Origin of the sequence: Vibrio profundum (genome assembly GCF_050337555.1) — a bacterium.
GTDB classification, from domain to species: domain Bacteria; phylum Pseudomonadota; class Gammaproteobacteria; order Enterobacterales; family Vibrionaceae; genus Vibrio; species Vibrio profundum.
In genome coordinates this window covers 57,313-82,314 of sequence record NZ_JAKJTA010000005.1, presented here as the reverse complement: position 1 = coordinate 82,314, position 25,002 = coordinate 57,313, and the positions used below count along the sequence as shown (strand labels likewise).

Here is a 25,002-nt window from a genome sequence, read left to right as displayed (position 1 = left end):
AAGCACGAAACCAGCTTAGTACTCCAAGATTTCGTTGACAAAAATATCGCGATAGACGAATTTGGGTACGTACCCAAATTGTAAACCAAGCACAACACAACCCGATGGAGAGTATTAATGAGTATGCAAGGCTTTGATGAAAAATGGCAAGATTTCCCTGACTACATCCTTGGAATCACCAAAGAAATATGGGAAGAACGCGGACTACATACTCTAGAAGATTACTACTCTCCTGACATTGTTGTACGCTCACCAAGCGCTATCTCCACTGGTAATAAGGATGTCATAAGCGCGACGATGGCTACCCTATCCGAGTTCCCAGACCGAACTTTATATGGCGAAGATGTTATCTGGAGCGGCACACCGGAAACTGGAATGTTGTCGTCGCACCGTATTATCTCCACAGCCACTCATACGGGTAACGGAGTGTACGGACAAGCGAGTAATCAAAAACTGCGCTACCGAATCATCGCCGATTGCCACGCAATCAATAATCAAATCAATGATGAATGGTTGATTCGCGATCAGGCCGCGATTGCACACCAGCTCAGCATGTCATCAAAAAAATATGCACAAGATCTCATCGAGCGAGAAGGTGGCATCGAATCAAGTCCATTCCCATTCACTCCAGAACAGGATATCGTCGGCCCCTATCAAGGCATCGGCAATGATAATGAATGGGGACAAAAGTACTACTCAATCTTAAATCGTATTATGAACGCGGAATTTTCAGTGATTCCTCAAGAATATGATCGAGCCTGTATCGGTGAATACACGGCCGGGCTCTCTGCGCTTTCCCATGCCGACATTGATAAGTTTTGGCTATCACTGCGTTCTTCTTTCCCAGATGCAGAATTTAAAGTGCATCATGTCATTGGCCGTGAAGATCCGATGATGGCTCCGCGCGCGGCGCTACGTTGGTCTTTAGAGGGAACTCATTCTGGCTACGGAGCATTTGGCAAACCAACTGGTGCCAAAGTTTATGTCATGGGTATCAGCCATGCTGAGTTTGGTCCTTGGGGACTTCGCCGTGAGTTCACCCTCTTTGACGAAACCGCCATTTGGAAGCAAATACTACTTCAACAAGGTTAAAACCTGTTGCTTGTTCTATCCGCAAAGCCAACTAATCAACCCACGTCAGATACGTTGGCTTTTCATTGAGTTGCGCTCTGAAGGCCAACTCTCTATTTATCTCTGCTTTCTACCGAAAGTATGACAGGTTCGATTATCTAATAAACATATCAGGTAAAAAGAGCTAAATAACATAATAAGTCTTCATGTGCTTTCACTACAACGTAAACGATAAATCAATTCTATACTTGTAAGATCCGAGCGACTGACGAAACCGTTTAATCCTATGTGGCTAGCAGCACCTTTTGTTCAACGCCCTATCACCGCACTGATTCTCAGCGCGTTTTTCGTTTTGTGCCCAACCTACACTTGGGGAGACGACAACAATACAATCACCATTGCAACCATTGATGTTCCTCCCCTCACGCCATATAAAAATGGGTTAGTTTCTGAGATTGTTCGGCAAGCATTTAAACTTGAAAATATCCACGTCGAATACCATCTCTACCCTCTGACTCGGATTCCTTGGGCACTAGAGAAAAACAAAGAATGTGCAGCCATAGGCACGACACGCTGGTTCGCCAAGACTAATATAGAAATAAGCGTACAGCATGTTTACTACGGACGAGCGAGCCTATTCTATCTCAAAGAAAACTTCCCCAATGGTTTCGATTTCAATCAATTGGACGAGATAAAGCAGTATCGAATTGGAACTTATCTCGGAGGGGCTCTTGATAAGTTTTTCGTTAACAATGGATTCATTAACAACATTCAATTGGTTCCAAGCTTACATCAAAACATGAAAAAGCTAATCTTAGGTCGAATAGATTTCGTCGCCACCCTTTTGTACCCAACACTCAAATTTATCGAGGCTGAATATCCTAATTATATCGACGAGATAAACTATGCAAAGACTCCCCTCTTTATAGGACAACTTGGCATTATTTTCACTCCCCGCTGCAAAGAAATGAAAGAAAGATTCACAAAAGGATTCTACAATCTGCGCCAATCTGGTGAGTATCGAAAAATCATTGAGTCGCACTTTCACCCGTATTCAGCACCCTCAGATGTGTTTGTGAAGCTAGAGGGGAAATAGTGATGATATTAAGACGACACATCATTATGATATTGCTCATCCTTCCAATATCCGGTCTAACAAAAAATCTGAATATCGCAACGATCGATATTGTCCCAGCAGGTTATAAGAGCAATGGTGTGGTGACTGGCGCTTTCTATGACATCGGCAATGAGATTGCCAAACGTGCAAACCTCACTTACGTTAACAAATTAAAGCCATATACCAGAGTTATCCATGAACTTCGTTCGGGCAAGGCTGATATGACCATCATTTTGAAACACCCTGATCTAATCGAACACGTCATTGTGGTAGACAAAGTTACGACGATAAAGGTCATCATCCTCAAGCATAATATGAACCAAATCCAGTCTTTGAGCGATTTATATGGCAAAAAGCTTGGCGGGATTAGAAATAGCGCCTTTGCTCGAGAGATATACACCCATAAAGAAATTATCCCTACCATTCTAAAAGACAATCGACAGGGATTAAAGCTACTCAAACTAGGGCGGATCGATGCTTTGGTGGGTGTTGATATGAGTATTTATTACGCGATGAAGAAATTAAACATAACACGTGACCAATTCTCACAACCGTTTATCTATAAGAGCATGGATGTCATGCTTTTATTATCCAATAAAGTATTAGACCCTGAGCTTGAAGAGCGACTAAGATCAACGCTAAACAGCATGAAAGAAGACGGAACGTTAAACAAAATCTTTGAAGGCTATATTGGGAAATAGCCTGAACTAGTCTTGGCATTCCGTTAATCAATGTTAAATTTGCCTAGCTCGGTGGTCAGTTGCTGAGACATGGTATTGAGCTGTTTCGCCGATTCTTCTATGGTATCGATGTCTTTCGTCACTTCTTTAAAACTGCCATAAATCTCGGTGACATTTCGGCTGATTTCATTTGCCACAATGCTCTGCTGCTCAGAAGCCGTAGCAATATGGGTATTCATATCTTGGATATGGTTGGCAGACTCAATAATCTGATTGAGCCTTTCATTCGTCGAATCCGCGAGAGTGGATGTTTGCTCGGACATGGTGAAATTTTCGCCCATTTTTTCCACCGCTTTTTCAGACTCAACTTGCAACTTGGTTATCGTTTTATGAATATCTTCTACGCTAGATTGAGTTTTAGAAGCAAGATTTCTAACCTCATCTGCCACCACCGCAAAACCTCGACCATGTTCCCCGGCACGGGCTGCCTCAATCGCGGCGTTTAGGGCGAGTAAGTTGGTTTGCTCTGAAATCTCACGAATCATCTCTAAAACACTTTCTACGTTGCGCGTTTCATCTTTCAACTGTTTAAGCGTATTGCTGATGTCCGTGGTATTGGTAACCAGATCATAGGCCTTAGTGGTTACTTGAGACGTTGCTGAACTGCCTTCTTTGGCATGGGTATAAGTTTGAGTCGCGGCATCTAATGCAAGTTGAGCATTCTTCGCTACCTCACTCACCGTTGCAGACATTTCATCCACCGCGGTAGACACTTGCTCTAGGCTGTTTGTTTGCGTTACGCTCACTCCGCTAAACTGCTCTACCGTACGCTCTAAATCAACACTGGTTCCCCGAACTGACTCAACCACACTTTTTATTTGGCCCAGTAATGAGCGGAAATTATCTCTCATCACCAGCATCTGCTGCCCAAGATTGTCGATTTCATTGTTGTTAGAAACAGAAAGGTCAGCCGTTAAGTCCCCTTCTGAAATTCGCTTCGAGAACACCGACAAAGAAGCAAGTGGCTTAACTATGCTCGCGACAATCATAAAACTTATAATGATAAACACCACCGTCGATAATACTGCCGTCCAAATGACCACTTGAGAAGCTTGGTTTACGTTTGCTTTAACACCACCGTAAAACGTCTCTAATTTCCCTGCCGCAAAGGTTTTAATATAGGCGATGCCATCTGAGAGTTTTTTAAGCTGATCAACACCTTCAGTCATTGTGATTTTCGACGCCATTTTCTGATCGCCTTTCATCTTATAATCAATGACTTTCTGACGTATCTGTTTCCAATCTACAAAGAGCTTCTTGAGGTCTGTAATTTGCTTCTTATTACCCAAAAAACGTTCTTCCAACAAATCGAATTTCTTTAACGTATCATTATGCAAGCTACTTACTATCCCTTGCGCAGTTGAGATGTTCTTCCCTAGCGCTATATCTTTCATTTCTCTATGTATTAATACGATATTGTAATCAATATCCTTGACCACACTCGAAACGAAAACTGGGTGACGATACATTTTATCGACTAACTCCCCAACTGAACGAAACTTCGCAAACTGAAATAATGACGTCCCTAGAATAATCAAAACAGACAAAGAGAGGACCAATATAATTCTCAGCTTTAGCGTAAGCCTTTCTAATATAAACATAATTTACTCACCACATGATAGTGTTAGCCACGAAAACAAAAAGATTACCTATTAAAAATCTAATACTTAATGAAAAAATTACAAATTACTGGTGAGCAAAGAGCGAGATTCATTTGAAATTTCTCTACTACCCTTGCGATCTCCGCTAAGTGACCCTGATATACCATCCAGTTTCTTAAATTTCACACTATTCCTCTAAGGGGTTAATTTTTATTGATATTTTTATTAATTAACATTTCAATCAGAACCGTTTGTTTTATATAAAGTGTCTTAGAAATAAGATTAGGTCCAAATAAGCCTTTACAAAATTCAGACTCACATCTAATTTTCGTGTATGAAATCTCTGTAATCAAAATTCATTATTTTCATTACTTCTGGGTTATAGCTTCATGAAAATAAGCAATAAAATTGGAATTTCCACGTTAACTTTTTTTCTTGGTTTCATCATTATTACGGGAATTAACCGAAATGCATTAACTAACAATGAACTACGTTTGCAAGAAATAAAGTCTATTTACTTCCCAACCGTGGAATCCGCGACCGTAGCGACTGGGATTATTAAACAGATTGACCAGAACCTTCAGGCTGCAGTCACGCTTGCAGAAGAAGAATACATCGATAATGCAAAATCATTGCACGAAGATCTTAATGTGGCCTTCGCTCGTATCAAAGAAGTGAATATCGCCCAACGTGAACAAGTCACCGTGCTGGAAAACAATGCGGAATCCTACGTCAGCCAAGGCACTAAACTCGCTCAAGGTATGATTGATGAAACCATAGACTTTGACGAAATAACCCCACTAGGTCGTAGCTTAGAACAAGCTCGAGTTGATTTGGTTAAGAACCTTGCTAACTTCGTGGAAAACAGTAAAGGCTCCTTCGATGAGGTGATCAACGATTCATTAAACAGCTCCAACAGCGCTAAATCTATGAGTATTTGGATGGGCATTGTGGTGGTGGTATTAGCGCTGGGCGTTAACGTTTGGAGTATCCGTTCAATAGTCAGTTCATTAAAAATCGTTAGTGCATCTCTCAAAGATATTGCGCAAGGCAACGGCGATCTTACAGAGCGAATCTCTTATAAAGGGCGCGACGAAATTGGTGAGCTCGTTTCTTGGTTCAACACCTTTATTGAAAAATTGCAAAACAATATCAAATCAATACATGAGAGTACGGATGTGTTGGTTTCCGTCACCTCCTCACTTAAACAATCGAGTTCAAGCACACAAAAGCTCATTCAAGTACAACAGGAATCTATCCTTAGTTCCTCATCTGCCATTGAGTTAATGAAGGAACGCGTACAAGAAGTGGTTTCACACTCCGACAGCGCTTCGACCGAGGCAAATAATGCCAATGAAACCGCTCAATCTGGACAAAGTACCGTCTCATCAACATTGAAAGAAGTGTCTGAACTGGCTGAAGAAGTGAAAATGACCGCGGAAATTATCCAAGATTTAAATCAACACACCAGCAATGTTGGCGAGATATTGGAAACTATTCAAAGCATCGCAGAGCAAACTAACTTGCTGGCCTTAAATGCGGCCATTGAAGCTGCTCGGGCGGGCGAACAAGGTCGGGGCTTTGCCGTCGTTGCAGAAGAGGTTCGTACCCTTGCCTCCCGTACCCAGCTTTCCACTCAAGAGATACAAGAAGTACTCGAGAAGTTAAGAGACTCCTCGAAGTCAGCCGTTGACGCCATATTTAGAGGCTCGGATAAAGCCGACCAAACACAACAACAATCACAAAAAGCCTCAGAATCACTACAAGAAATCACCTTAAACGCGCAGAGCATTATGGAAATCAATCAGAGAATTGCCTCGACGACTTCAGATCAAGTCAGGGCATCAGACAGCCTTGAAAATAGCGTCTCTGAAATTGAAAGCGCGTCTAAAAACGTTACCGAAAACTCAGAAGAAATGGACAAGTCCATTAACTACATAACGGAAGTCTCTGAGAAATTACAAACTGTTCTAAACCAATTTAAGGTTTGAAGAAACAGGACTGATCTTCAGGAGGAAGAGATGAAGCAAATACTAAGATACATACTGTTGATCCCGCTGCTTTTTGCCGCTCCATCAATGGCCGAGCAGAGCCTAGAGGATCGAATTAAGGCGCTGGAGAAACAGGTCAGCAAATCCAAAATGACAAGCGATAAGGTTCGATTTGGCGGTTTTTTGTCAACCGATTTCGCCTATGAAACTCAATATGTTGGTTATGCTAGAATGCCGACTGATACCAAAATGGACATCAGTCGCGGGTCCATTGTCGGATTACAAATGGACTACAAGTTTACCGACAGTACGGGTGTGGGCGTACAAATGACCGCAAGAGGCTACCAAAACTGGGAGCCTGAGTTTATGTGGGCTTATGTCAAACATGAGTTTGATACTGGGATATCGGTTAGAGCTGGTCGACTAGGAATGCCCCTATTTCTATATGCGGACTATATAGAAGTCGGTTATGCTCAGCCTTGGGTAAGACCACCGACAGAGGTGTATGACATAATACCTTCTCGTTCCTTCTCAGGTTTAGACGTAATCTACAACTGGGACATCGATTGGGCGACGTTGAGATTCCAGCCCTTCTTTGGTGAGATAGATGGTGATGTAAGAGATAACGGATTTGGTGATATATCAGTTCCACAGTTTCTTGGGATGAACACTTCTCTTTTCTACGACGATCTTACACTTCGAGCAGTATACGCTCAGTCAAATGACATAAACTTAACAGCAGCAGACGGAACAAATACATTCGGCGGTATCATTACCATCGATCATATGAATGCGTGGTTTGCCGGCGTCGGTGCTAGCTTTGATGATGGGGATTATATGGTCATCACCGAAATAGTACGAAGTCGATCACCCGGCTCGGAGTTCCCAGGCCAAGATGCCGCTTACCTAACCTTGGGTTATCATTTAGAAGATGTGACCCCATACGCCACTATAGCTAGAACTCGCTCTACCGATGATTATATTCGCGCCAGTAACCCATCCTCTGCTGCATTTTTTAATATAGCTCGAACCTCATATTCCTTAGGGGCAAGATGGGACGTATTATTGGGCTTGGCGCTAAAAGCAGATGTTACTTACGCAAGCAATTTTGGTGACACTAACGGTGGTCTAGCTGGTAAGAGTACTGGTGCTAGTACCGCAGACAATGTGCTGGTTTATACTATATCAGTAGATGCATCATTCTAATGGAGGGACAATATTATGAAGCATAAAACGTGGGCACTACTCGTGTTAAGTTTGTTGTTGCCTTCCATCGCCATGGCCGAAGTGGTTGTGATTGGCAGTAAAAGCATGCCGGACTTATCCAAGTCTCAGGTAAAAAACTTGTTTCTCGGTAAACTGGGCAATGTTGATGGTGTAGGTAAAGTCAGCATACTTTATTTAGATGCCAGTGACCCAGCTCGGAAGGTATTCAACAAGAAAATCTTACGTAAAAAAGAGAAACAGCTGAAATCTTATTGGACCAAAATGATGTTTACCGGTGAAGGGGAAACTCCAGAATCCGTAGGGGGTTCCTCAGATATGGTGAGCATGGTCGGCGGAGCATCAAATGTTATTGGTTATACCGATAGCTCTGCAGTAAACGACAGTGTCAAAATACTGTATAAGGTGAATTAGTTACTAGGTTTGTTACTTCACCAAGTCTGGGCATATAGGCCTCCTAACTAGAGTCTATATGCCCTTTTTTATTCTGAAGCGGGAGCCGTATTGGCAAGGCGAGCGTAACCGAGTACTATTCCCAGCTCTTATAGTGATTAAAGACTCAATATCTTACCTCGGGCGACCCCATACAATGAAAACCTATCCACTCGAAATTTATCGCAAGCCTCTTGAATCTATCCTCTCTGGGCTTAAAAAAGTCGAAATCCGTACGAATAATAGCTACGAAGCCATTGAATACGATAAGCTGAATGTCGGCGATCGTATCCAGTTTCAGATCATCGCAGGTCCTCCATTTGTGGGTTTAGATGTAATCGAACCGAACGCACTCACCGTTGAGATTAAGGCAGTTCGTTGCTACCCAGATGCTAGAGCATTGCTTGAAACAGAAGGTATGGAAGTTCTTTCTAACCTTTGCGATACCGTAGAAGAAGGTATTGAGCTGTTAAACAGCTTCCATGAATACAAAGAAATGATCCCCGTGCACGGCATCTTCGCTATCGAAATTGCACCCCTCGCTTGATCATTTTTCTCCCTAAATTGATACGCTGCCCTTGATAGCCTTAGAGTGAAGTTCAGAGCATCGCAGACCTGTGCTTGGACTTAAGTATCCAGTTAGAATAAAAAAGCCCCTAGTTATCAAAAAATAGGGGCTACATTCATGACGTCAAAGAATGACGAGTTAGAACTACGAAGCGCTCGTTGCCGATTTTGCGCTTTTCACTGGCACTTTCGCCGCTTGCGCTTTAACGCTTGCAATCGCAGCTTTCAAGCCTGCAGGATCGTACCCAGCTATCACTTTTACATTTTCAGCAGTCGCGCCGGTTGTTGGCATTACAACCAATGAAGGTGTGCCGCGGAACGCAAGTTCGCTGAACAATTGTAGGTTTTCCATGTAGCTCTTATCTGATTTGAACTTACTTACATCAACGCCCGCTTTTTTGGCAGCTGCATCGACGTCTTGCTTCGTCATTTTGCCTTCTACTTGGCCACTTTCAAACATAGCGTCATGGTATTGATTAAACACTGAGCTACCTTTCTGAGCAAAGATCCAGTTACCCATATCAGCGGCATAAAGAGATGGTGCCCAACGCATACCGAATATTGGTGTTTCTTTGTAGATGAATTTTACATCTGGGTTTTCTTTTTGTAGCTCACGCACAACAGGTGAAAGCTTCGAGCAATAAATGCATTGGTAATCGAAGAACTCAACGACGTTCACTGCTGCATCCTTTGGCCCAACAAATGGCGTTTTAGGGTCGTGAAGCAGTTGATTCGAATGTTGAATGACTGCTTGAGCCGCTTGATTTTCTTGTTTCTCTTGTTGCTGCTTCTGAAGGTTTTGTGAGGCTTTCACCAACACCTCAGGGTGATCGATAATATATTGGCTAGCAATTTTCTCGATTTCTGATTTCTGGTTGGTTGAAAAGTTGGTGTCTTGCGCACTACAACCCGCTAGCGCTACTGCAGCAATCGCAGTAAAAAGAAGTGTCTTTTTCATGGCTCATCTATTCGTTAGTGGAAAATTTCATTATTGGAACCTCTTCTACCACAAAAGTTCATCATTTTTATTGTTATGACAATAAATTTACATAAAATCAGCTAAGCACTGGAATAACGGCTAACAAACCACCAAAACAATCAATTATTATAATGCATTAGAATAAATTGATTTAAAATAAGAATTCTTTGGCTTTATTGTCGCCAGATTTACACTTATGCTATAAGTAACGTGTTGATTATAAGCGCGTCAACCAATCCTACACTATGCTGGTAATACAGGTGGCAGCGACAAATAATGGGATTCCTAGGAGACGATCAATGCACGAAAGTAACACCGGCTCGGAGTCCAGCGCACCACCTAAGTTGAACATACTGTTAGTCGATGACGAGCAAGACATTTTAAAATCACTGACTCGTGTCCTCCGGCTCGAATACCATGTCACCTCATTTGATAATGCTCCAGAAGCGATCGAGCACTTAAAATGCCACACCATTGCCGTCATCATCTCTGATATGAGAATGCCAGAAATGGATGGGGCTAAGTTTTTAGCTCAAGCTAGAGAAATTAGCCCAGATTCAGCGCGACTACTTCTCACCGGATACAGCGATATGGAATCTACCGTTCGCGCTGTCAATTTAGGTGGCATACACAACTATATAGATAAACCTTGGGACAACGACACCCTAAAAAAAATTGTGGCGAACGCCGCTGAAATCTTCCAATTAAAAGAAGACAAATTGCACTTAACGAACCAATTAGAAGTGAAAAATGAGCAATTGGAAACACTCAATTCAAAGCTAGAAGAAAAAGTCTCCCAGCGCACAAAACAATTGCACATAACCAATAAAAAATTGCAGAGCATACTTAAAAATCAAAATCTCGCGTTTAAAGATATGATGGCAACTCTGAGGGCAATCATTGAACACTGCACCGGACAACCACAAATCCACAGCGAACGTATCGCCAACATTGCCAAAGCAGTCGCTAAACGTTTAGATCTCGCAGATACTGAAGTTGCACTGTGTTATCTCGCGGGGTTGGTACACCAGATTGGCCTTGTTCACGAAACCGATGCCAACGACAACAAACCCGTGTTTAAGCCCAGCTCTAGCATGGATGTGCCAGTTCCAATCTCCAACCCAATCCGCGGGGCGGACATCATCAGCCAGATTGCCAGATTTGAACCCATGGTGAAAATCATTCGCCACCAAGATGAAAACTACGATGGTACGGGCTACCCCAACCACCTCGTAAAATCTGATATTCCGATAGGCGCGCGAATATTAAGAGTGGCGAAGAGCTATGAGTTTTTTATTTCCAACCCTGACGTTTCTCAGCGTATGACTCCGGAAATGGCTCGCGCTTATATTAAACGAAATACCAGCAAGCTATTCGACCCCCACGTTGTGAAGGCATTCCGACATGTAGTAGAAAATGAAACCACAGAACTGGACGTCGATGCCTGTATTGGCGTAGATGAGTTACGCGAAGGTATGAAGTTGAAACAAGACCTGTATTTGCCTAACGGCAAACTCATGCTCACCTCAGGACAAATCATCAATAGGCATATGCTTGAAAAGCTGAGACAAATTAAGCAAGACGGTCAATTACCTATCGTTATCTTTGTCTAGTTAACGACTGGCTTCAAAGATTTGAGCCTCTCAATTGATCTACGATACGCGTTAAGGCAAATTTCACCTCTCAATCAAATAACTCAGTTCAAAAATGATTTCGCTTCTCTTAAAAAGTCAGTTGGGCGCTGCCGCTGTTTTACTGATTGCTTTGCTTTCCAAAAGCAAGAACTTCTACATCGCTGGCCTAGTGCCACTGTTCCCCACTTTTGCTCTGATTGCCCATTACATTGTTGGCAGTGAAAGAGGCATGGAAGACCTTAGAACGACCGCCTTGTTCGGCTTATTTTCTCTCATTCCCTACGCCGCATATTTGGTGGCCATTTATTATTTCAGCTTCCGTTATAATCTCGTTTCAACATTGGCTTTCTCCACACTTACTTGGATTGCGTTTACCAGTGTGTTGCTGATAGGTTGGACGAAAATGGCCCCAGCATTTAGCTAGGGCCATTTTCGTTAGGGGATGGCTTGTCGTTAGGGGGAGAGCCTGCCGTTAATTCGCACTTTTTATACCGCCAGCCTCCATTTAGCGAACATTTGCTACGCTTCACTCGTCGCTTTTTGATCTTCTTTTAAGTCAAGCTGTTGGCTCCACTGCTGTCGTACATATTTGGCAGCCGCGACCAAATTAGATAAAGCGGCTTCGGTTTCCTGCCAATTTCGGGTCTTTAGGCCGCAATCAGGATTCGCCCACAAGCGTTCAGCTGGTATTTTTTCAGCAGCTTTATGTAATAGGTTTTTAATCCAATCTTGACTTGGAATCACAGGTGAATGGATGTCATACACTCCTGGGCCAATTGCGTTCGGATATTCAAACTCTTGGAATGCTTCCAACAACTCCATGTTAGAGCGTGATGTTTCGATGGTAATCACATCAGCATCTAAGGCTGCTACCGACTCTATAATTTCATTGAATTCGCTGTAACACATATGGGTATGGATCTGAGTGGCAGATTTCGCGCCAGATGCCGACAGTTTAAACGCCTCAACAGCCCAATCTAAGTAGTGCTTATGATCGCTGTGTTTCAGTGGTAGCCCCTCACGCAATGCTGGCTCATCAATCTGAATAATATCAATTCCAGCTTCTTGCAGATCGCACACTTCATCGTGCAGCGCTAATGCCAACTGCTGGGCAATCTGCTGACGCGAAATATCTTCACGAGGGAAAGTCCAACACAAAATCGTTACAGGGCCCGTAAGCATACCTTTCATTTTCTTATTGGTTAATGACTGGGCGAAAGCCGACCACTGCACTGTGATCGGTGCCGCTCGTTCAATGTCCGCAACGACGATCGCAGGTTTGACACAACGCGAACCATAACTTTGTACCCAGCCAAACCGAGTCGTTTGGAAGCCTTGTAAATGTTCGGCGAAATATTCCACCATATCGTTACGCTCAGCTTCACCGTGCACCAACACATCCAATCCTAGCGATTCTTGGCGACGCACCGCATCTTCGATGTGTTTTTCAAGCTCAGCTTTGTAATCCCCTTCAGACAAACGCCCTTCCTTATATGCTCTACGTTGGGCGCGAACCTGTGGTGTTTGTGGGAAAGAGCCAATCGTTGTGGTTGGTAGTAAAGGTAAGTTCAATTTCTCTTTTTGGATCAGGGCACGATCTGGGTAGGCCTGAGTACGTTGCGACGAGTGTGCATCCAACTTAGATACTCGTTCTTGAACTTTTGGTTTGTGGATTTTATCTGATTGACGACGCTCAGCGATGGGCTGGCTATACGTATCACATTCCTCAATTGCTGCTTGATCGCCATCTAGCGCTTCGGCTAGCAAGGTAACCTCGGCCACCTTTTGCTTAGCGAATGCAAACCAACTTTTTACGCCGTCGCTCAGGCTACCTTCCAAATCCAGATCGACTGGGCTATGCAGCAAAGAACAAGAACTCGCTAGCCATAGGCGTTCTCCGAGCTTCTGCTTAACGGGTTGTAACGCCTTCAGCCACAGGTCCAAATCCGTTTTCCACACGTTGCGGCCATTAACAATCCCAGCCGACAGTACCCAATCTCTTGGTAGCTTTTCTAATACTTTATCAAGCTGCTCAGGTGCCGCAGCTAAATCAATGTGTAAGCCTTGTACTGGCAGAGTAACGATACGATCTAAATACTCAGTCAATGAATCAAAGTAGCTTGTCAGCAGCAATTTACAGCGGCCTGTTAAGTTAGCATACGCCGTATCCAGACCCGCCAGCCACTTATCATCCAACTCCAAAGCCAGGATCGGTTCATCGATTTGTACCCAATCGATACCGAGTTCTGAAAATCGAGCTAGGATTTCTTGATAGGTAATAAGTAAGTCTGGCAACAAGGACAAACGGTCAAAATTACTTTCTACCTCTTTACCAAGATACAGATAGCTGACTGGGCCAAGTAACACCGGTTTTACCTGACGCCCAGACTCAATCGCTTGTTTAGTTTCGTCAAACAGCTGCGTCCAGCTCAGTGAAAATGTGTCGTTGGATGAGAACTCTGGCACGATATAATGGTAATTGGTATTGAACCATTTAGTCATATCAGAGGCGGCTAAGCCGCTGCAATCGCACGACTGAGAAGCTTGGCCTCTGGCGATGTTGAATAGGGTATCCAATTCAATGTTTTGATCGCGATGTCGATTCGGGACGTGCCCCAACAATAAAGATGTCGCTAATACATGGTCATACCAAGCAAAATCTCCGGAAGTTAAAAAACTTAGATTAGCGTCAGACTGAACCTGCCAATTATCTTGACGTATCGTATCGCCGACTTGTTCCAATTCGCCTTGTTCTATTTCACCTCGCCAGTATTTCTCCAATGCAAACTTAAGCTGTCTTTTTTCTCCGATTCTTGGATATCCTAGCACGTGCGTTGTTGTCATTTTCCCTGCTCCTTGTCTGGTAACATGTCGCCCTAATTAGGCGTCTAGATAGCTAAAATATCGTATTAATCCCGATCATGAGCAATGTACGTTTATTCAAACCCAGCATGAAAAAAATTCATAATTAAAGTATTTATTGAGTCACTTTAGACGTCTAGATGTTTACAGCTCTACTATTTCAAGGTAGCTTAACCGTATACAGGAGAATGGATGGAATGAGAGGAAGTCATGATAGAGCTAAAGCACCTGCGCACTTTAAGCTGCTTGAGAAATACAGGGTCGTTAACGGCAACAGCAACCACATTACATCTCACTCAATCGGCTCTATCACATCAGATCAAAGACTTAGAAGCTAGGCTCGGGAAATCCCTGTTTTTCAGAAAAACTCGCCCAGTAAAATTCACCGCTGAAGGAGAGGTATTGCTTGCTCTCGCCGATGAAATTTTGCCAAAGATCACTCATGCAGAGCACACGATCGCGGAACTGAACCAGGAGCAAAGTGGTCAACTGCATATGGCGATCGAATGCCATTCCTGTTTTCATTGGTTGATGCCCGCAATAAAAGAGTATCAGGTGGGCTGGCCTAGTGTATCACTGGATTTTTCTTCAGGGTTTGGCTTTGAACCTCTCCCTGCCTTAGTTGCCGGAGAGCTCGATGTGGTTATCACCTCGGACATTCAACCTCGTGACGATATCCACTATGAAGCTCTATTCGATTTTGAAATGCGTTTAGTCACTGCGACAACCCATAGCCTAGCAAGTAAAGAGTTTATCGAACCTCACGATCTCACCGATCAAACTATGCTGACTTATCCAGTTCAAAAGCATCGACTTGATGTGGTCAAACACTTCCTACAACCTGCGGGCGTGGAACCGAAAAAGTGGAAGCAAGCAGATAACACGCTTATGTTAGTGCAGATGGTATCAGCTGGGCTTGGCGTCACCGCGCTCCCGAACTGGGCCATTAGTGAATTTACAAAACAGGGATTGATTGCCAGCCGGCCACTAGGACAAGCTCTTTGGCGAAGGCTATTTGCGGCAACTCGGCATGGCGAGCACAATAAGCGCTATCTACAGGCTTTTTTCTCTACCGCTAGACAGCAATGTAAACACCACCTTGACGGGATCAAGATGGTGTAAGATGTTTTCATACCAGCGCAAGCTATCGGCTTAACGTTTACCAGCCTTAAACTGGTTGGTGGTCGCGTCATAGTGATAACCTAAGCCATCAAGTTTCCCTGTCACGTTATGTTCATCCATTTCGTAAGTCACAATCAACTCAGATAAACTATCACATTCCAGGCGAAGCTTTTCGTTCACTATTCCTAATAAAATAGCGCTATCCAAGCTATTTACATTACTTAAATCCATACGACCACTCCTTACCGAAGTCTATGCATTTCACCTATGTTAAGCATATACAAGATTGCCTGAAAAAGTAGTAATATCGACCCAGCCAGGAGAGGCTAATGCGATCCCTCTAAACGCCAATGGCTTTAACCTGCGTTTCTATATATCAACGCTTCGATGCTTGTCGGAATACAAAATAGTTTGATCACTTTTTGGCTTTGAGGGCGTGATTAGCTAAACACGAACTATCCATTTGGGACTGCTCAGGCTTCAATAGACATTTTTCGCCTATGATTCTCTGAGCAGTCTCAGAAAAAGGCATTTCTCAAAAGTCTGCTAGCCATGTTAAATAGGCCATGATAATGCGCATAGCTTTGCTATATTTATATAAGATTCTCTAGTTTAATATCCCTGTCTTTGTAGAGCGTTTTATTTGAACCACCTTCCGAGCTATATTTTATGGCCCAACCATAATGAACCTTAGTACGTTTTACTTTATATTTTGTCATATTTTTAAAGCTGACTAGAGCCCAGTCAACCGGAAAGTCACTCAATGTTTTTTCTTGAACCAAACCATGCGGTGGTAAATTTATGTCTAAATTGGATAAAGATGCGATTTTGGATTGATAATAAAAAGCAATAGAGCTTACAACAATATACTTGCTAGTTTTGTTTTCTACGTAAACCTTTCGGCCTTCCAACCAGACTCTTAAGTGCTTATCAGAAGCCTTTAGTGAGCTAGGGATAACATCGTTATAGTCTACTGAGGATATGATTACTTTAGCCGATACTGATTTGTTATTGATACCAACAGAAGGAGCACATTGATACTTAAAGTGTATATTACGCAAGTATTTAGGGTTACAGCTTAACAGATAGTTCTCAGCAGCTAATCGTATTTGATCCAATCTGAGCTTTTCGTAAGAGTTTATGCTGTCGACGAGTTTATACAAATTATCATCACTGAAGTGTTCCCAGCGAGTGAAGTTGGCCTTAGATAACTTCACTCCCCTTTCGAAGGTTTTAGTATTAACGGTATTATTTTTGTAAAGTCCAGATTTATCGACAATTGTTAGTTTTACTGGTTTGGATTGGTGGTTATAGTAGGCACTGCCAATCTCTTTAACTTTCGTTTCCATTTTTGTTCTGACAAAGTCAAATCGTTCCAAATAGGCTCGATAATTGGGGTATTTGTCTTTGAAGGTGGTGTTCGCTTCTTCTAGTGCTTTGTTGTACTTGCCTTTATCAAATTCAACAGAGCCGGGAGGAGCAATTGACATAATTCCAATAGATATGACCGACAGTACTGCATATTGAGCAGTTTTTTCTGCTGTAAAATCCGAACCTTTGTACATAAAAAGGGTATCATCCATTTTTGAACATCTTTCGCTTTCAACCGGGGTGAGTCCAATAGTACAGTCCTCTTTCCTTGTATCCCACATTGGATTGCCATCGGATAGCCGCACCCATGGTTTCCCTCTTACGTAGTCATTTGAAAACTGCGCAAATTGATAGCCATTAGAGGTGTTTTTTAGTAATGCGTATAGAGGTATTTTTGGTGCGTCTGTTTTTTTTGTTTGAGATATCTTGTTACTTGAGCACCCAGCTATAACAAGCATGGCTATAGCGCTACCTAAAACTTTAGCTTTCATGAATATCCTTTTATTATTGTCAGTCCAACTGCTGCCTCAATCACTCTGATAACAGGCGCTGAAATTGTGCCACATGTAAAGTATTTTTTTTGTGATTGATATTTTGTTTAACTATTGATAAATGGAGAGAAATAAAGCTCTTATGTTAAGGGTAATTGAGAGCGATGTTCGTAATGCCAATTATCTATAATTTCGTTTGACACCCGAATATCAATACGTCCCCTATCACATTGACTTTGGTTGTATTCGGCATAATTGGCCTAGCGATAAATGTTTTTTTCCCAAAGTGAACCAGCTATGTAAGCTGGCCATGGTCATCTCCCCTTAAAAATCATAATACTGTTGTTTTATACAGATTATTTCTTAATTGAGACCTGAAAGTTTGATAAAAGTAGGCAACTTATCTTTCGAGCTTGCTCGTTTTGTTGGACAAACAGGAAATAGTTAACGGATAATCAATGAGTTATGAATAAAAATGGGTCATGACGCCAATTGATTCTATTTATTCCCCACAAAAGGCATTGCTCATCGACTTCACACATCAGTTCAATATTTTCGACGTCGAATGGGATCGTGGTTACTTGCCTTGGTTGGTGTTTTTTAAAGTGCGCAAAACGGTGTGGTAGGGCGTTGTTGCCCAAATCGATTGAACCTTTTTCCATCCTTACGATCTGATCTTTTGAGAATGATTATTGGGATACAAAAATGGGTAAGTCGAAAGCTAAAATCACGAACTGGAGAGCATACAACCAAGTACTCTGTCAGCGTGGCGGGGTTACTTTTTGGATTGACGATTCAGCGGTGAAAGCCTGGAAATGTATGACCCATCACGGCAAGCGAGGTCGAGGGTTTCAATACACCGACGCGGCGATTGAAACCGCCCTAATGATAAAAGGTATCTTCTCTCTCCCGCTTCGTGCTCTTCAAGGCTTCATCGATTCGATCTTTAAGCTGATGGATGTGCCGCTCACTTCTCCTGATTACACTTGCATTAGCAAGCGCTCCAAGACAGTCCAGGTTCAGTACCGCAATAAATCTCGTGGCAGTATTCGTCATATCGCGATTGATTCTACAGGCCTTAAGGTGTTTGGGGAGGGGGGTAATCCTCCCTTTAATAACTGCACCGTCGAGTAGAACGTTTGTTGTTTAGTGTAAAGGAGGCCTCCCATTATTGGCTTTGTGAGGCTTTTCATGATTGTAGAACCAAAGCCACTTAGTGGCCATATCCTGTACTTCATCGAGAGAGTCAAACAAGTATTTACTGACCCAGCTAAAACGCACCGTCCGATTAAATCGCTCGACGTAAGCATTTTGTTGAGGGTTTCCGGGTTGAATGTAATCGATGCGGATCGAGTTATCTTTAGCCCACTGAATAAAATCACCACTGATAAATTCCGGCCCGTTGTCACAACGAATGGCCATCGGCCTCTTACGTTGTTCAATCAAATTATCTAATGTTCGAATGACTCTTTGTGTCGGTAATGAAAAGTCGGCTTCAATCGCGAGACCTTCACGTTTAAAATCATCAATGATATTCAACAAACGATACTTTCTGCCGTCTGAAAGCTGGTCGTGCATGAAATCAATCGACCATACCTGATTCGATTTGAGAGGATCTTTCAAGGGTTCCGGTACCTGACGATGCAACCGTCTTCTTGGCCGAATGCGCAGATTTAAAGACAGTTCGCAATAAATGCGGTAGACGCGTTTGTGGTTCCATGGATGCCTCTGCACATTGCGCAGGTAATCAAAACAAAGCCCGAAACCCCAATCGGATTCTTGCTTTGTGAGGTCTAGCATTAAACGGGCGATCTGTTCATTTTCAGGTTGCCGCTGCGGTTGATATCGATAGCAGGTTTCACTGACTCTAAACCACCGGCACGCTTGTCTAATACTAATTTCATGAGTGGCCACTGAATGCTGAGCGACGATTCGGCGCTCACAGGGCTTCACCACTTTTTTGTCATGGCGTCTTGGATGACTTCGGCTTTTAGGCGCTCTTCCGCGTACATTTTTTTGAGTCGTCGGTTTTCTTCTTCCAACTCCTTCATCCGAGTCATTAACGACGCGTCCATTCCGCCGTATTTCGTTCGCCATTTGTAAAATGTGGCAGAGCTCATACCGTGCTCGCGACAAAGTTCAGGGACGGGAACTCCAGCTTCCGCTTGTTTTAGAATTGATAAGACCTGACTGTCTGTATATCGTGATGTTTTCATCGTGAACCTCCTGCATTAATCATACGAGAAAATTCTACTTTTTCATGCGGTTATTTTTCGGGGGGATTACCGGGGGAGTGGAAAGTTAAAAAGCATGGCAATGAAAAGCGGAGAACTTGGCGTAAATTACACCTCGCTGTTGATGTGGATACCCATGAAGTCATCAGCGCTGAAGTCAGCCTCGTTAATGTCGGAGACAGTGAAGTGTTCCCCACACTCCTCAACCCTCTTCGAAGAAAGGTGCAAGCGGTATCGGGTGACGGAGCGTACGACACAAAGGAGTGCCATAACGTGTTGCAACAAAAAGGGATAACGCCATTAATACCCCCACGTAAAAATGCGGCCTTTTGGGATGATGGGCACCCAAGAAACGAAGCGGTTAAAGCGTTAAAAAATGACACGTTAACCCAATGGAAAATCGACTCTGGTTACCATGACCGCTCCCTGTCTGAGACGACCATGTCTCGATACAAAGGACTCACTAGCGGTCAATTGAGCTTAAGGCATTACAACGCTCAAGTCGGTGAGGCACTCGCTAATGTCAAAGCCATGAACAAAGTCATAGGACTAGGTATGCCTGTTAGACACTAACGGAAGCTAAGCATAGGTAAGATCTGCCTTCAACCTGATTTGTTCAACAACGCCGTGTGGTAGCCCACTTTCAGCACTCGCTCTGCGTCTCGAAGTCCTGATCTATCCATGGCCATATCGACAATCTTTTCCTTAATTCCCGGCTTACAGGCTTCATAAGCGTAATCAAGAAGAAAGCTTCGTTTACATTCCAAACAGCGGTATCTCTGAATGGCGTCCATTACATCAACGCCACTATAATTGCATGTTCCTTTGTTAAATTAGCCTTTAACTTTTTATATTAATGCTATGGGGACAAGTGAAACGTTTTATAAAGAGAGTGTTTGTCTTTTTGTTTCGCAGTAATTGACGGATTAAAGTAAATGATTTCACCATCACTTAGACGCTTTATATAAGGGTTGATCGACAATCGATTGAGTTTGTACCACTTAGTCGTATCACTAAGGTTCTTTTTTAGGAATAAGGCTAGCACTGTGCTTAGCCGTAGTGGCGGCACGTACAAGTATTGCTCGACACCTTTGTTTTTGAGTGGTTTGATTTTCTCAATCGGAAACCCCGGAGCGAGGCCCACTGCTGAAGTAATAACATCCCCTTTAGGAAGCCACGGAATGTAACCGTCGTTGTCCCAATCTATAAGCGGAGTATTCGCCATGTAAGAATAACAAAGGTTGCTCATGTCATCAGGCTTAGTTCCTCTGCAATGAGGATTCGAGGAGTCATGAATGTACCATTGCTTAAGAGTATAGTACTCGGTGATATTCTTGGCGATGACCGCATTGCTTCCCAAAGCACTACTAACCGTTTTGAGACTGAGTTGATTAAGACCATCACTCTGGGATTGCCAGTCTTTGTCTTTATCGAATGTCTTGATAGTAAAAAGAACAGTTCTGCCCATAAATTGAGAGTATTGCGTTTTTGAGCCTTCCAAACTCACGATAGACGAAGCGGCTGTGAGTAGAGATAGGCTGCCTGTAACCGCGCCAATGACCGAAGATACTTGCCCAACTGAAGCAACTGGCGATGACGGGATGTCATCATGGAACTCATCGAGGTTGTTACGATTTCTACTGGGCTTATTCCACGTCGTCGCATAGAAAAAGCGAGTCGCTTCTGAATAACAGCTACTATTCAGCTGGTAGTCTTCGGCATATTTTGACTTAATCCAGAGAGAATCGTGCATTGAGTTTGCGCAGCCAGATGTAGCCAGTATCGAACATACAATGAGAGAGAGCGCTTTCAAAGGATTTCCTTATCTTCTATTGACTTAGCAGTTGTGATAGAAGTTATACATCAGGTTTCATGATGAATTCAAGGAATAGTTCCACCTAATCGATGAACTATCGGAAGTCGAAGTCGTTGTGCGTTTCTAGTTACATACCATGTTGGGAAGAACTTAGGGAATGTTCAATAGAGATTGAGAATTGTATCCACTAGTAAACAAGAGCTAACTAGACACCACTCTTATCGTCTGCAGTAAGTTGTCGTCCAGAATTAAGCCGAAAACTTCTCCAAAATGATCAAACTTTAACATCAATGTTGATGCCAAACGCTCAAAATAGCGCAATTTATGAACAAACTTTTTGTACTCTGACAACGCTTTGATACTTCGACATATCGGTAAGTCGAAAGGTCGATGTATCGGTGCATCTAAAAAGTGGACACTGGATCGAATTAAAGCTGAAGAAGAGAAAACGTTGAACCGATCGAAGCAATAAGCATCAGCAAAGACAGCTGTAGTTGCCATTTTTGTGGTGCCTTATTGACAAATATATGCCCACACCACACGCCAACACTTGCGATCAGTAATAGGAAAGAGATAACTGCTTGTTCAGCGTGGCTAGACAACAATATTTGAGGCCAAACATAGACACACGCCATCAAAAGTGAAACTAAGCCTAACGCACACACAGTTCCAGTAAAGGGTAATACCCGATGGAAAGCTTGCAGCCTTGAGCGTGCAATCAGTAGAAAAACATGGACCAAAGCGGCACCAAGCAAAGGTACACAAAGCAGATAGCCCACCGCACTCGTCACGTTAGGCAGAGAAACTACGTCTAACGCGACGGTAATCAGCGCAGCGACGACAGCAACATTCAGTGCCCACTTAGGCCCTTGCTGCCGAGTCTTACCTGTTTTTACCCGACTAAAGAAATAGCCTATCGAGACAGCGCTCACGATCATAGATAGTGAATGCCAAGCTGCGAGTAAAGCAAAAATGCCAAGTATCGGGAACGTCTTGTAGATGCGGCCTCTTTGACCCGGACAGATGTCCCCTTTACACAAAATAAGAACAAGAACAGCCAAGCAACCTAGCCACATAGCAGGAATGAGAGAAATTATTTGGTCAAACATGAACGTTTAGATAATTTGAGTTAAGTAAATATGAAGCTCGCTATCATAGCACTAGCGGTTAGCGAAGTAAGCCAGCAAATCGTGTTCTGTCACCAAGCCCATGTAACTGCCAACCCCATCTTCGACCACCCACGGTGTATTGATACCACTGCTAATCAAATCTGATATTTCAGACAACTTAGTATCATAGGTCAGACGGTACATGTCAGTGCGCATAACTATATTCAGCCTTTTCCTCCAAATTGAGGCTTCTTTAGTTGTTTCTAACTTAGAGCCTGATGTCGGTGAAAGATACAAATTCAATATCTCTCTGTCTATTATTCCCACACAGCGCCCGTCATGCAAAATTGGAATCACACTTAAATTAAAAGATCTCGAGTCAAAATATTCTTTTGCTTCTTTTACGGTATTATCAGGCGCCAAACTCGGAATATGGCTGTGACACACATTTAGCACCCCAATGCTGAGTTGGCTAGATTTTCGGCTTAAAAAATCATCCAACTGATCTTGATAACTCCAGGCCTTTTCAAGCTCCGACAGTGGTAAGGGCTTGGAGAAAAAATAACCTTGAATAAAGTCGACACCAATTCCGCACAACACTTCCAGTTCCTGCCTTGTCTCCACCCCTTCAGCGACCACCTTTACATCAAGCGTATGCGATAAATCTGTAATCGATTTCACGATATAAAATTTATGAGTACCCGTTTTAATACCAGTGACAAACTCTCGGTCTATCTTAAGAACATCAAAATTACAGTCACTTAAATAGGTGAACGAAGAATAGCCAGTACCAAAATCGTCAATGGCCACACTAACGTTATGTTGGCGAATTTTCTTTATAAGCGCTGCTTGGCTCGATTCACTGTCAAAATACGCACTTTCTGTCAGCTCAAGTGTGATGAGGTCAGGCCGCTTAGCGTATTTAATAATCATGTCTTCCGCGAGCTTCAATACCTTATCAACCCCCAATTTGGTATTGAGAGAACGGTTAATCGTCATTCCAAGTTTTGACCCAAATCGCTGGTGAATTTTTTCCAAATCTTGAATCGAACGTTTACCAACGCACCAATCGAGTTCTGCCACTAAATCAAGATCTTCGGCAATTGAGACCATTTCTTGGGTATTCAGGTATCGACCATTAGGGGCTTTAAAACGGCATAAGGCTTCAAACTTGGCCACGTCCCAACTTTTGGTGTCGACGATCGGTTGATAGAAAACTTCAATAAGCTGATTCTTAATATATTTTACGGTTAAGTCTTCGAGTTCTTTACGTCGCAAAATTTCTTTGTGAATCGTTCCATGATAAAAGGTGATCATGCCTTGTGAGTCTGGAGATTGTTCAAGCATTGCTTGAACGGCATGAGGAACAAGAAGTTTAGGCTTATGCGCATCATGCCCTAATACCGAAACCCCTACTTTTCCAGCCAATATCGCCTGATGGGTTAACTTACCTCCTTGACGATTTAATACAGCAAAAAAACGTCGTATCGCTTGGTGAATAGTACGAGTTTGCTCGCTGACCACCGTTTTGGGGCACTCAATACAAACAGCAAAATGGTTGTGACCCAGATACCCTGCCAGTTTCGCGATACGATTGTTGGCAATGTCTTCCGACAGTTTGGCTTTTAAATCAAATTCATTCTCAGCCGGAAATTCAGGACAAAACGCGACAACCAGTGTGATTGGTTCATCTTTTGAATCCATCCAACGATTGCCCAGTTGGCGCGTAAATTGATCTTCCGTTGGTAATTGGGTCAACAGCTCAACGCCACCTCTTTCCACATCTTTAACTCGATATAAATGGTTAGATAAATCGACATATAGAGATAAGTAATAGATCCTATCTCGCACAGACAAACGTTGCACAGTCAGTTCCTGTGGCACGATTTGACCACCCGCTTTGCGAATCAAAATAACCCCAGACCAATAGCCTTCGCTGGTCACTCGTTCCCATATAGCACGATAAAACTCTGGGCTATGCTTGCCAGAATTGAGCACGCTGGCTGGCTTACCCATCAGATATTTTTTCGGATAGCCCGTGTGCTCGGAGAAATAATTATTGGAGAGGAGGATATGGTGTTCACTGTCGGTAATGATGATTCCGTGATGTTGATTATCAAACACTTGATGGAACAAAGTACCGATATCATGTCCAGCGGTTGGAAGAAAAAACAGTGGGTACATCAACCCACAGACACTCTCCCCGTCGCGGTGCTGCCGCATCACAAACTCGACATAACACACCCTTTGGTTATCGAGTAATAAAGCACAACAATAAGTAGCGGGCGCCCCTCTTTCAGAACAGGCGTCAAGGCATTCGTTAAGCTCTATCTGAGCCTCTAAACTGAGTGCCGATAGGATAACATTTTCTTCACTTTTAGGCAGAGCCGTATTAAACGCCTTGGTAAATTGGGTTTTGTCTACATCTATTTCTCTGCGCTTTTTATTCCAGAGCCATTGCAATGCCACTCCATTGGCCTGTCGCACCCTGACAATTTTATCATCCATAACTTGCCATATCACCGTCGCATATTTGTCGGCCCTGTCACCTTGTTACAGGTACGCTAATTACAGGTACGCTTCGAGATTGCTCAACTCAAAGCTAAAGAATTAAGGACCGGCATGAGGCTTTCTTATCAAG

The 25,002-nt window shown here is 43.0% G+C and carries 19 protein-coding genes and 4 pseudogenes; 12 read left to right on the top strand and 11 right to left on the bottom strand.

What is annotated here, in order from left to right:
- The first annotated feature begins 117 nt into the window (after window positions 1-117).
- The 3 genes from L4C34_RS04760 to L4C34_RS04750 all read left to right on the top strand — a co-directional run bounded on the left by L4C34_RS04760 (window position 118) and on the right by L4C34_RS04750 (window position 2,889).
- The gene (locus L4C34_RS04760; protein ID WP_428788205.1) at window positions 118-1,092 is read left to right on the top strand and encodes a nuclear transport factor 2 family protein; all 975 of its coding nucleotides are present in this window, start codon (window positions 118-120) and stop codon (window positions 1,090-1,092) included.
- Window positions 1,093-1,357: 265 nt separating this feature from the next.
- A complete protein-coding gene (locus L4C34_RS04755; RefSeq protein ID WP_428788204.1) occupies window positions 1,358-2,167 on the top strand; it encodes a substrate-binding periplasmic protein in 810 nt (269 codons plus the stop codon).
- A gap of 2 nt (window positions 2,168-2,169) precedes the next feature.
- Window positions 2,170-2,889 (top strand): substrate-binding periplasmic protein, encoded by a 720-nt coding sequence (locus L4C34_RS04750; protein ID WP_428788203.1) that lies wholly within the window; start codon window positions 2,170-2,172, stop codon window positions 2,887-2,889.
- A 23-nt stretch (window positions 2,890-2,912) separates the two neighbouring features.
- Here L4C34_RS04750 and L4C34_RS04745 read toward each other — a convergent pair whose 3' ends face one another.
- On the bottom strand, window positions 2,913-4,529 hold the full coding sequence (locus L4C34_RS04745) for a methyl-accepting chemotaxis protein (RefSeq protein WP_428788202.1): 1,617 nt from the start codon (window positions 4,527-4,529) through the stop codon (window positions 2,913-2,915).
- Window positions 4,530-4,918: 389 nt separating this feature from the next.
- Here L4C34_RS04745 and L4C34_RS04740 point away from each other — a divergent pair, with 389 nt between their 5' ends.
- From L4C34_RS04740 to L4C34_RS04725, 4 genes are all read left to right on the top strand, one after another.
- Window positions 4,919-6,520 (top strand): methyl-accepting chemotaxis protein, encoded by a 1,602-nt coding sequence (locus L4C34_RS04740; protein WP_428788201.1) that lies wholly within the window; start codon window positions 4,919-4,921, stop codon window positions 6,518-6,520.
- A 30-nt stretch (window positions 6,521-6,550) separates the two neighbouring features.
- Window positions 6,551-7,726 carry a hypothetical protein gene (locus L4C34_RS04735; protein ID WP_428788200.1) on the top strand — a complete coding sequence of 392 codons (1,176 nt, stop codon included), beginning with the start codon at window positions 6,551-6,553 and terminating at the stop codon, window positions 7,724-7,726.
- Window positions 7,727-7,741: 15 nt separating this feature from the next.
- Entirely contained in the window at window positions 7,742-8,158 is a 417-nt protein-coding gene (locus L4C34_RS04730) for a type 2 periplasmic-binding domain-containing protein (protein ID WP_428788199.1), read from the top strand.
- Between the two features lie 175 nt (window positions 8,159-8,333).
- Complete coding sequence (locus L4C34_RS04725) at window positions 8,334-8,723, top strand: ASCH domain-containing protein (RefSeq protein ID WP_428788198.1); 390 nt, start codon at window positions 8,334-8,336, stop codon at window positions 8,721-8,723.
- A gap of 165 nt (window positions 8,724-8,888) precedes the next feature.
- Here L4C34_RS04725 and L4C34_RS04720 read toward each other — a convergent pair whose 3' ends face one another.
- Window positions 8,889-9,701 (bottom strand): DsbA family protein, encoded by an 813-nt coding sequence (locus L4C34_RS04720; protein WP_428788197.1) that lies wholly within the window; start codon window positions 9,699-9,701, stop codon window positions 8,889-8,891.
- 320 nt (window positions 9,702-10,021) lie between these two features.
- On the opposite strand from L4C34_RS04720, the gene nosR reads away from it, so the two are divergent.
- Together nosR and L4C34_RS04710 are read left to right on the top strand one after the other, a co-directional pair.
- On the top strand, window positions 10,022-11,335 hold the full coding sequence (gene nosR / locus L4C34_RS04715) for a response regulator c-di-GMP phosphodiesterase, NosR family (RefSeq protein WP_428788196.1): 1,314 nt from the start codon (window positions 10,022-10,024) through the stop codon (window positions 11,333-11,335).
- Window positions 11,336-11,429: 94 nt separating this feature from the next.
- On the top strand, window positions 11,430-11,780 hold the full coding sequence (locus L4C34_RS04710; protein ID WP_428788195.1) for a GlpM family protein: 351 nt from the start codon (window positions 11,430-11,432) through the stop codon (window positions 11,778-11,780).
- Between the two features lie 95 nt (window positions 11,781-11,875).
- Here L4C34_RS04710 and metE read toward each other — a convergent pair whose 3' ends face one another.
- On the bottom strand, window positions 11,876-14,200 hold the full coding sequence (metE, locus tag L4C34_RS04705; protein ID WP_428788194.1) for a 5-methyltetrahydropteroyltriglutamate--homocysteine S-methyltransferase: 2,325 nt from the start codon (window positions 14,198-14,200) through the stop codon (window positions 11,876-11,878).
- A gap of 228 nt (window positions 14,201-14,428) precedes the next feature.
- Between metE and L4C34_RS04700 the strand changes: the two genes are divergently transcribed.
- Window positions 14,429-15,340 (top strand): LysR substrate-binding domain-containing protein, encoded by a 912-nt coding sequence (locus tag L4C34_RS04700; protein ID WP_428788193.1) that lies wholly within the window; start codon window positions 14,429-14,431, stop codon window positions 15,338-15,340.
- Between the two features lie 30 nt (window positions 15,341-15,370).
- Here L4C34_RS04700 and L4C34_RS04695 read toward each other — a convergent pair whose 3' ends face one another.
- From L4C34_RS04695 to L4C34_RS04685, 3 genes and pseudogenes are all read right to left on the bottom strand, one after another.
- Window positions 15,371-15,571, bottom strand: coding sequence for a DUF4250 domain-containing protein (locus L4C34_RS04695; protein WP_428788192.1), 201 nt, complete (start codon window positions 15,569-15,571; stop codon window positions 15,371-15,373).
- Between the two features lie 362 nt (window positions 15,572-15,933).
- Complete coding sequence (locus tag L4C34_RS04690; protein ID WP_428788191.1) at window positions 15,934-17,202, bottom strand: hypothetical protein; 1,269 nt, start codon at window positions 17,200-17,202, stop codon at window positions 15,934-15,936.
- A 521-nt stretch (window positions 17,203-17,723) separates the two neighbouring features.
- Window positions 17,724-17,827 (bottom strand): annotated as a pseudogene (locus L4C34_RS04685) (IS1 family transposase); the annotation flags it as partial.
- 80 nt (window positions 17,828-17,907) lie between these two features.
- On the opposite strand from L4C34_RS04685, the pseudogene L4C34_RS04680 reads away from it, so the two are divergent.
- Window positions 17,908-18,300: pseudogene (locus L4C34_RS04680) on the top strand (transposase); the annotation flags it as partial.
- 48 nt (window positions 18,301-18,348) lie between these two features.
- On the opposite strand, the gene L4C34_RS04675 reads toward L4C34_RS04680, so the two are convergent.
- A protein-coding gene (locus L4C34_RS04675; protein WP_428788190.1) for an IS3 family transposase occupies window positions 18,349-19,418 on the bottom strand; the annotation gives its coding sequence in 2 pieces (ribosomal slippage) (window positions 18,349-19,166 and window positions 19,166-19,418; 1,071 coding nt in all).
- 72 nt (window positions 19,419-19,490) lie between these two features.
- Between L4C34_RS04675 and L4C34_RS04670 the strand changes: the two are divergent.
- Window positions 19,491-20,009 (top strand): annotated as a pseudogene (locus L4C34_RS04670) (IS5 family transposase); the annotation flags it as partial.
- 68 nt (window positions 20,010-20,077) lie between these two features.
- On the opposite strand, the pseudogene L4C34_RS04665 reads toward L4C34_RS04670, so the two are convergent.
- From L4C34_RS04665 to L4C34_RS04650, 4 genes and pseudogenes are all read right to left on the bottom strand, one after another.
- Window positions 20,078-20,218: pseudogene (locus L4C34_RS04665) on the bottom strand (IS1-like element transposase); the annotation flags it as partial.
- A gap of 77 nt (window positions 20,219-20,295) precedes the next feature.
- The gene (locus tag L4C34_RS04660; protein ID WP_428788189.1) at window positions 20,296-21,249 is read right to left on the bottom strand and encodes a hypothetical protein; all 954 of its coding nucleotides are present in this window, start codon (window positions 21,247-21,249) and stop codon (window positions 20,296-20,298) included.
- Window positions 21,250-21,680: 431 nt separating this feature from the next.
- On the bottom strand, window positions 21,681-22,361 hold the full coding sequence (locus L4C34_RS04655) for a hypothetical protein (protein ID WP_428788188.1): 681 nt from the start codon (window positions 22,359-22,361) through the stop codon (window positions 21,681-21,683).
- A gap of 51 nt (window positions 22,362-22,412) precedes the next feature.
- Entirely contained in the window at window positions 22,413-24,869 is a 2,457-nt protein-coding gene (locus tag L4C34_RS04650; protein ID WP_428788187.1) for an EAL domain-containing protein, read from the bottom strand.
- Window positions 24,870-25,002: the final 133 nt, after the last annotated feature.

Coding starts and splice junctions, on each gene's coding strand:
- L4C34_RS04690 (WP_428788191.1), bottom strand. CDS start 17,202: ATGAAAGCTAAAGTTTTAGGTAGCGCTATAGCCATGCTTGTTATAGCT.
- L4C34_RS04745 (WP_428788202.1), bottom strand. CDS start 4,529: ATGTTTATATTAGAAAGGCTTACGCTAAAGCTGAGAATTATATTGGTC.
- L4C34_RS04725 (WP_428788198.1), top strand. CDS start 8,334: ATGAAAACCTATCCACTCGAAATTTATCGCAAGCCTCTTGAATCTATC.
- L4C34_RS04740 (WP_428788201.1), top strand. CDS start 4,919: ATGAAAATAAGCAATAAAATTGGAATTTCCACGTTAACTTTTTTTCTT.
- L4C34_RS04735 (WP_428788200.1), top strand. CDS start 6,551: ATGAAGCAAATACTAAGATACATACTGTTGATCCCGCTGCTTTTTGCC.
- L4C34_RS04655 (WP_428788188.1), bottom strand. CDS start 22,361: ATGTTTGACCAAATAATTTCTCTCATTCCTGCTATGTGGCTAGGTTGC.
- L4C34_RS04730 (WP_428788199.1), top strand. CDS start 7,742: ATGAAGCATAAAACGTGGGCACTACTCGTGTTAAGTTTGTTGTTGCCT.
- L4C34_RS04650 (WP_428788187.1), bottom strand. CDS start 24,869: ATGGATGATAAAATTGTCAGGGTGCGACAGGCCAATGGAGTGGCATTG.
- L4C34_RS04720 (WP_428788197.1), bottom strand. CDS start 9,701: ATGAAAAAGACACTTCTTTTTACTGCGATTGCTGCAGTAGCGCTAGCG.
- metE (WP_428788194.1), bottom strand. CDS start 14,200: ATGACAACAACGCACGTGCTAGGATATCCAAGAATCGGAGAAAAAAGA.
- nosR (WP_428788196.1), top strand. CDS start 10,022: ATGCACGAAAGTAACACCGGCTCGGAGTCCAGCGCACCACCTAAGTTG.
- L4C34_RS04760 (WP_428788205.1), top strand. CDS start 118: ATGAGTATGCAAGGCTTTGATGAAAAATGGCAAGATTTCCCTGACTAC.
- L4C34_RS04710 (WP_428788195.1), top strand. CDS start 11,430: ATGATTTCGCTTCTCTTAAAAAGTCAGTTGGGCGCTGCCGCTGTTTTA.
- L4C34_RS04695 (WP_428788192.1), bottom strand. CDS start 15,571: ATGGATTTAAGTAATGTAAATAGCTTGGATAGCGCTATTTTATTAGGA.
- L4C34_RS04755 (WP_428788204.1), top strand. CDS start 1,358: ATGTGGCTAGCAGCACCTTTTGTTCAACGCCCTATCACCGCACTGATT.
- L4C34_RS04750 (WP_428788203.1), top strand. CDS start 2,170: ATGATATTAAGACGACACATCATTATGATATTGCTCATCCTTCCAATA.
- L4C34_RS04700 (WP_428788193.1), top strand. CDS start 14,429: ATGATAGAGCTAAAGCACCTGCGCACTTTAAGCTGCTTGAGAAATACA.